The sequence below is a fragment of the Sphingomonas rustica genome, assembly GCF_039652585.1.
GTDB classification, from domain to species: Bacteria; Pseudomonadota; Alphaproteobacteria; order Sphingomonadales; family Sphingomonadaceae; genus Sphingomonas; species Sphingomonas rustica.
This window is the reverse complement of record NZ_JBDIZK010000018.1, coordinates 26,547-32,767: the sequence shown is the minus strand read 5'-3', so window position 1 is coordinate 32,767 and position 6,221 is coordinate 26,547. Positions and strand designations below refer to the sequence as shown.

At 67.4% G+C, this 6,221-nt stretch carries 9 protein-coding genes; 3 read left to right on the top strand and 6 right to left on the bottom strand.

Annotated features, from left to right (window positions below; translation table 11 throughout):
* Positions 1–87: 87 nt before the first annotated feature.
* Positions 88–417, bottom strand: coding sequence for an IS3 family transposase (locus TPR58_RS21925; protein WP_346248912.1), 330 nt, complete (start codon positions 415–417; stop codon positions 88–90).
* The gene (locus tag TPR58_RS21920) at positions 414–812 is read right to left on the bottom strand and encodes a transposase (RefSeq protein ID WP_346248911.1); all 399 of its coding nucleotides are present in this window, start codon (positions 810–812) and stop codon (positions 414–416) included. The genes TPR58_RS21925 and TPR58_RS21920 overlap by 4 nt, the downstream gene beginning before the upstream one ends.
* A gap of 269 nt (positions 813–1,081) precedes the next feature.
* Between TPR58_RS21920 and TPR58_RS21915 the strand changes: the two genes are divergently transcribed.
* A complete protein-coding gene (locus tag TPR58_RS21915) occupies positions 1,082–1,492 on the top strand; it encodes a GFA family protein (protein WP_346248910.1) in 411 nt (136 codons plus the stop codon).
* A 61-nt stretch (positions 1,493–1,553) separates the two neighbouring features.
* Here the strand turns inward: TPR58_RS21915 and TPR58_RS21910 are convergent, their stop codons facing one another.
* A complete protein-coding gene (locus TPR58_RS21910; RefSeq protein ID WP_346248909.1) occupies positions 1,554–1,916 on the bottom strand; it encodes a hypothetical protein in 363 nt (120 codons plus the stop codon).
* A gap of 166 nt (positions 1,917–2,082) precedes the next feature.
* A complete protein-coding gene (locus tag TPR58_RS21905) occupies positions 2,083–3,846 on the bottom strand; it encodes a tannase/feruloyl esterase family alpha/beta hydrolase (RefSeq protein ID WP_346248908.1) in 1,764 nt (587 codons plus the stop codon).
* Between the two features lie 246 nt (positions 3,847–4,092).
* Between TPR58_RS21905 and TPR58_RS21900 the strand changes: the two genes are divergently transcribed.
* Positions 4,093–4,707 carry a GyrI-like domain-containing protein gene (locus TPR58_RS21900; protein WP_346248907.1) on the top strand — a complete coding sequence of 205 codons (615 nt, stop codon included), beginning with the start codon at positions 4,093–4,095 and terminating at the stop codon, positions 4,705–4,707.
* A 123-nt stretch (positions 4,708–4,830) separates the two neighbouring features.
* Complete coding sequence (locus tag TPR58_RS21895; protein WP_346248906.1) at positions 4,831–5,031, top strand: hypothetical protein; 201 nt, start codon at positions 4,831–4,833, stop codon at positions 5,029–5,031.
* A gap of 54 nt (positions 5,032–5,085) precedes the next feature.
* Here TPR58_RS21895 and TPR58_RS21890 read toward each other — a convergent pair whose 3' ends face one another.
* Both TPR58_RS21890 and TPR58_RS21885 read right to left on the bottom strand, forming a co-directional pair.
* Positions 5,086–5,757: a hypothetical protein gene (locus tag TPR58_RS21890; protein WP_346248905.1), complete on the bottom strand. Its 672-nt coding sequence runs from the start codon at positions 5,755–5,757 to the stop codon at positions 5,086–5,088.
* 114 nt (positions 5,758–5,871) lie between these two features.
* Positions 5,872–6,117: a hypothetical protein gene (locus tag TPR58_RS21885; RefSeq protein WP_346248904.1), complete on the bottom strand. Its 246-nt coding sequence runs from the start codon at positions 6,115–6,117 to the stop codon at positions 5,872–5,874.
* Positions 6,118–6,221: the final 104 nt, after the last annotated feature.

Genomic DNA, 6,221 nt, shown 5'->3' with positions numbered 1-6,221 from the left:
CGCGCCGCCCGCCAGTAGCTGGTCGAGAAGCTCGTTCGGGATCGCAGGCTCTTTGCGTCGGGACATAGGGGATCTCCTTCCTAACCATTATGCCCGCCCGCACACGGAAATCCTGACAGGCCCCGGACGGAACGTGCGCCCGGTGATGCAGAGCAGATTGTCGGTCTGCCGGAGGCGCTGCACGCGCTTGTGATTCACCGCCCAGCCGGACTGGCGCAGCAGCGCCGTAATCCGGCGATAGCCGTAAAAGCGATGCTCGAGCGACAGGCGCTGCACCTCGTCGCGTACCGCCGTCTCCTCCCGCGCCGGTTGTGACGCCTGCCAGTGTCGATAATAGCCCGCGCGGCTGACACCCGCCAAACCGCACATCCGATCGATCCCAAGCGCGCCTTGCCGCTCGGCCTGCGTCCGGATCACGACGTAGACCCCGTCCCGCCAGACCCGCCGCTCATGCGGCGATGTCCCGCGAAGTGCTGCAAGGCTGCTCGAAAAAAATCCAGATCCAGCGCCTGCTGCGCGACCTTGCGCTCCAGCTCGGCAGGACCCGCAGGAACCGCCGGAGCATCCTCAACCCCGGTGCCGATCGCGCGGACGCTCGCATCCGAGACCCGCGCCGGCAATCCCTTGCGAACCCGCTCACCGGGAAACAGCAACGCCTCCGCACCGCCGCTCTGAAACGCGCGATCCCACTTGTACAGCAGCCCCCAATCGATCCCGAGTTCTGCCGCCAGCCCTGCCACATCGGACGCATCGCGCATTCGCGCCACCGCCGCCAGCTTGAACGCCTGCGTATGCCGTCGTCGCCTCGCCACACCAGCCTCCTTGCTCAGTGTGTCTTAGCTCCGTGTCTCACTTTTGGGGGTCATTCCATCCCTTCTTCATCACCTTTGTGCCTTTGTGTCTTTGTGCGAGAACTCTGCCCGTCCCGCCCGGAACGCCTCGTGCGAGATTTTGCTCGCACAAAGACACGAAGGCACAAGGAGAAAAGGTAATTCGGCTCAGCCGGGGCCGGCTCGTCTGCCGGCCGTGGGCGGTGGACCTTCGCTTGCCCCGCCCCTTTGCCCCTGTCACCCTCGCGCCCATGACCGACTCCGCTACCCAGCGTATCGCCACCTGTCGTTGCGGACAGTTCAGTGCCACCTGCATCGGCGAGCCCGTGCGGATATCGGTGTGCCACTGCCTGAACTGCCAGCGGCGCAGCGGCAGTTCATTCGCGGCGCAGGCGCGCTGGCCGGACGCGCAGGTGGTGCTGTCGGGTGACTCCCGTGCCTGGACGACCACCCTCGACAGCGGGACGCCGGCGACCTTCCGCTTCTGTCCCGAGTGCGGATCGACCGTCGTCTATGCCAGCGAGGGCATGCCCGGCCTGACCGCGGTCGCGATCGGCGCCTTTGCGGACCCCGATTTCCCCGCCCCGCATTACTCCGTCTATGAGAGCCGCCGCCACCGCTGGGTCACGATCGCCGCCGAGGGGACCGAGCATTATGATTAGGAATATGCGACCGTGCAGTCGTGCCGCTAATGTCTGGGGTAAAGGCCCGGCTAACGCTTAGCTATTCCTGCTCCAACTCGTCCCCAAGAGGCTCGTGAAGTTCTTTTGCCAGCCGTTCGGTCTCCGCATTCTCGTGGAAACGAATCCTGGTTCGAACGAATTTCTTGGCACCTTTCACGGCGCGCGCCGTTCCGCGATGACCATCCGTAAAATCATTCGAAACGGAGGCGCGAAAACACAGACCACCGACTGGCGCGGTGCCCTGCCAACCGTGCATCGACTTGTCCAAATAGTCCGTCTTGCCGATCGCGCCGTGGCGCTCATCCTTTCCGGTGGCCGGGGCGAGACCATTTCGGTATTCCGCCGGTCGGAGGCGCTGGTTCACCGGCTTTCGGTTCTTTCGCCTGTGATTGATGTCGGTCATCGCCTGCTCACTTGATCGAGAGGCGAAGTTTCGCCGAATTGATCAATGTCTGCAACGGATGTGGAAGAGGGCCGGCGCATTATCGACCGGAAGCCTTTCCAGCTGAACAGCACCGCCGATCATCGCGGACAACGGGAAGCCCTTGTCTCCCGGCAACAGGGCTGGCTCACCGTCGGCATACAAACCCCTCCGCCTTCTCCAACGCCTCGCCCGGGGCGGCCGGGCGGGCGACCAGGGGATAGGGACACAATGGACGGGTGCGGCCGGGCCAGGGGGAGGCGGGGCCGGCGGTCGCGACGATGCGGTCGGGCGCCTGGCCCTGTTCGACCCAGCGGACCAAAGCGTCGAGCGCGTTGAACTGGTCGGTCGCCGGGCCGCCGGCGCAGTGGCCCATGCCCGGCACCGGGAAGACGCGGACGAAGGACGATGCCCGCCCGCCGCTGCGCGCATCGACCTCGCCCCACCAGGCGAGGGTGTCGTTGATCGAGAAGACCGGGTCGGACACGCCCTGCGGCACGATCATCTTGCCGCCATGCGCCTGGAAGCGGCGCAGGTCGGGCGAGCGCATGCCGATATCGTCCCACGCCGAGCGCGGAAAGCCCGGGCCGGTGGCGAAGATCGCCTTCGCATCGCGGTCGAAATCATAGCCGAGCTGATAGTCGAACCCGCCCTGCGGGCCCGGCGGCAGCAGCCGGGGCGGGGTGGAGAAGATCGTCGCCAGCGAGGCCGCACCCATGGCGACGTTGATCGCCGGCGCCGCGGGGCGGCCGCCCTGTGCCGGAAAGCCGATCTTCCAGATGCGCCAGCCCGGATCGGCCATGCCGCTGTCCCAGGGGAAGCTGGCATAGAGCGGCTCGCCCCGGCTGGTTCGGGCACCGGCGAACGAGGTCTCCAGCGCGCCGATCTGCGCCGCGCTCAGGCAGTCGGCGGTCTTGCCCGCCTTGCACTGCCGCGCCTCGAATTGCGGGCGGACCCGGGCCGTGGTGCACTGGGCAAAGGCGCCGACGATGCCGTCCTTCAGCCCGTCATCGACATCGCACGCCGCCAGCACCGCATCGCGCGCCAGCCCCAGGTCGGCGTCGGAGAAGCTGTCGGCCAGCCGCTCGAACGACATCGGCGCGCCACCGGCAGGGCGGACCACCGCGGCGAAGGTGCGCGTGTCCCATGCCTCCTGCACCGCCGCCTTGGGCAGCGAGAAGCCGGGCGCCGCGGCGACGATCCCGTCGAACGCCTCCGGATAGCGCTGGGCAAAGGCCATGCCCTCCTGGCCGCCCTTGGAACAGCCGACGAAATAGGAATGCGCCGGGTCGCCGCCATAGAAGCGGGTCAGGATCGCGCGCGCCGCGTCATAGCTGCGCTTGAGCGAGGCATGGCCGTAATCGGCGCGCGCCTGCGCATCGAAGCCGAAGGCGACCGCGCCGCCCTTCGCCGGATCGGCGAAGATCGGGTTCGAATGGCCCGAATCCTGGCTGATGACGGCAAAGCCCTGCGCCAGTGCGGGCGGTGCGCCGGGGGTGACCATGCCGACCGCATTGCCGATCTCGCCATTGGTGCCGCCGCCGCCCTGGAACAGGAAGCGGCGGTTCCAGTCGGCGGGAAGCCGCATCTTGAAGCGGATCGCATAGCTCTGGCCGTCCTGCCCGGTGCGCTCGGCCAGGATGCCGTCCACCTCGCAATGCGCAGGCAGCGGCGGGCTCTTGCCGCCTTGACCCGTATCGATGGTCGCGCCGGCCGCGACCGGCTTTGCGGACAGGATCCGCATCGTCGGATCGGGCCAGCCGATCCCGGCCGCACCCAGCGCGGCGCAGTCGCCCGTCGCGACCGGGACACCCGCCGCGCCACCGGGCGGAGCGGACTCCGGCGCGGGCGTGGCGCAGCCCGACGCCAGCATCAGCGCGGTCAGTGAGGGGCCGAAAAGATGCTTGGCCATCAGATATGCTCCGGAAAACGAGGGTGCTGAGAGGCGATCGGAACGCGGGCCGAGGCGGAACTCGCGCGGCACGTCGGTGTCAACCTTGGGTGTGAACCGCTAACTGCTCCTCTCCCTCCGCATGCCCGCCGATACGACATATTGCTATGACGTATATCCGACCGAAATCGGTTGCAACTGGGGCAAGACCGCTGCGTCGATTGCCGGATCGCCTTTGAGGGTGCATGCCGCCCGCGGGGATGATGGATGGACAAGCTCGACCTCAAGAAGCAGCTCCGGGCGTTGTTCGCGCCCTCGTCGCGCGACTTTTCCGACATCGACGTGCCGATCCTGACTTTCGTGAAGGTGGACGGCGCGGGCGATCCGAACACCGCTCCGGCATATCGGACCGCGATCGAGTGGCTCTACGGCGTCAGCTACGCGATGAAATTCGCGGCGAAGGCGCGCCTGGGCCGCGACTATGTCGTCCCGCCGTTGGAGGCGCTGTGGTGGTCGGACGATCCCGGCAGCTTCGTCCGGCGCGAGAAGGATCGCTGGCGCTGGACGGTCATGATCATGGCGCCCGATTTCGTCACGCCTGCGATGTTCGAGGATGCCGCGGCAAAGACGTCGCGAAAGCGCGCCGATCGTCCGTCAACGCTGCGCTTCGAACCGCTTGCCGAGGGGCGCGCGCTGCAGATCCTCCATATCGGCAGCTATGACGACGAAGGACCGACGCTGAGCCGGCTGCACGAGGAGGTGATGCCCGCCCTCGGGGTCACCTTTTCCGGACCCCACCACGAAATCTACCTCAGCGACCCGCGCAGGACCGATCCCGCCAGGCTGAGGACGATCCTGCGGCAGCCGGTCCGGGCACTCTGAAGGGTGCCCAGCCTGGCCGATGTCGCACCCACGCGTCCGGCGACGATGTCGCCGGCGCCGGGTTGCCGTGATCGATTGGGCCGCCTAGCGTCGCGGCGTCCGGCGGTCGGACGGGGGTGATCGATGAAGTTTGCCGGTGCAGTCCTGCGGAATGTCGGCAAGGCGCTGTTCTGCCTCATCCTGTCCTGGGCGCTGATCGTGATGACCCTCGGGCGCGTTTTACTTTACTTCCAGATCTCCTTTCCGCTCGGGTTGCTGGTACTCCCGGCGGCGGTCGGGATGTTCATGCTGTTCACGAGGATCGAGAAGGACGCGGCTCGATAATCGTCTCGCCCGTCCGCGGGCAATGCGCGCGCAAACCCCGCCATCGACGATCGCTCACCAGTCCGCCCAGCAGACCTCGTACTTGCGCCACAGCCGCGCGCAATCCACCATCAGCTCGCCGACCCGGGGTTTCAGCCCATCAAACCCTTCCGAGCCCGGTCCGTTCATCACGTCGCCGGACTCGTCATAGACGATCGAGCCTGCCGACCAGCGGCTGCCCTCGGGCCGGAACATCACGCGCAACGGCGGGCCGTGCTCGATGCGATAGGCCAGGCCGACATAGTCCGGGCCTTCGGTCGGCTCCCACCGGGCGACTTCGCGAGGAACCGAAGGCGCGCGGGCGATGATCGCCTCATAGTCGCGATGCTCGACCGCCAATCGCGCCAGATGGCCCAGCATCGTTCCGATCCCGCCTAGGAAAAGCGCCGCCGGCGCGGACAGGATCAGCAAGCCGAAGGGCATCGCCATCCACCATCCGCTCAGCCATTTGTCGCTCTGCCGATCCAGTTTGATCGCCCGGATCAGCCAGTAGACCGCGCCGCCGATCGCCGCGGCCGCGGTGACGACCAGCCCGATCAGGAAAGCCAGCATCCCGCCATTGCTCGACCAGGGCCCGGCCGCGCCGCAGATGAGCGGCACCAGCAACACGAGCAGGAAATAACGCAGCGTCCGGCGCGCATAGTCGAGCGTCGCATCGTCGGGGCGGGGCAGCGCGATCCGTGGCATTATCGAGTCCCCCAAATACGCCCAGGCCACGCCGTCGCCTCGGCGGATGCAATCACATCGCGCGCGCCGTGCCAAGCGGGATCGGGAGCGGCGCCGGGGGCGGCGCCTTCCCGATCAGCCCGGCGAGCCCGGCTGGCGCGGGGCGATGTCCTCGCCGCCCTCGGCCGGGGCGTTGCTCGAACGGCCGCTGCCGGCTGCGTTTCCGGCATCGTCCGACGGCGCGTCCGATTCGGCTTCCGTGCCCTTGTCCTCCGCGCGCGCGATCGCATCGGTATAGGCTGCGCTCTCGTCGGCGATGCCCGCCGCTTCGCTGCGCCTGGCGATGTCGTCGAAACTACGGTCGCGGTCCGTGTCGGTCATGGCTGGTCTCCTTGATCGCTCAACCGCCCCGCAGGCCACGCGTTCCGTAACGTCTCAATCGAGGCAGGATCGGTCACTTCTTCAATCACTTGGGTTGACGTTCG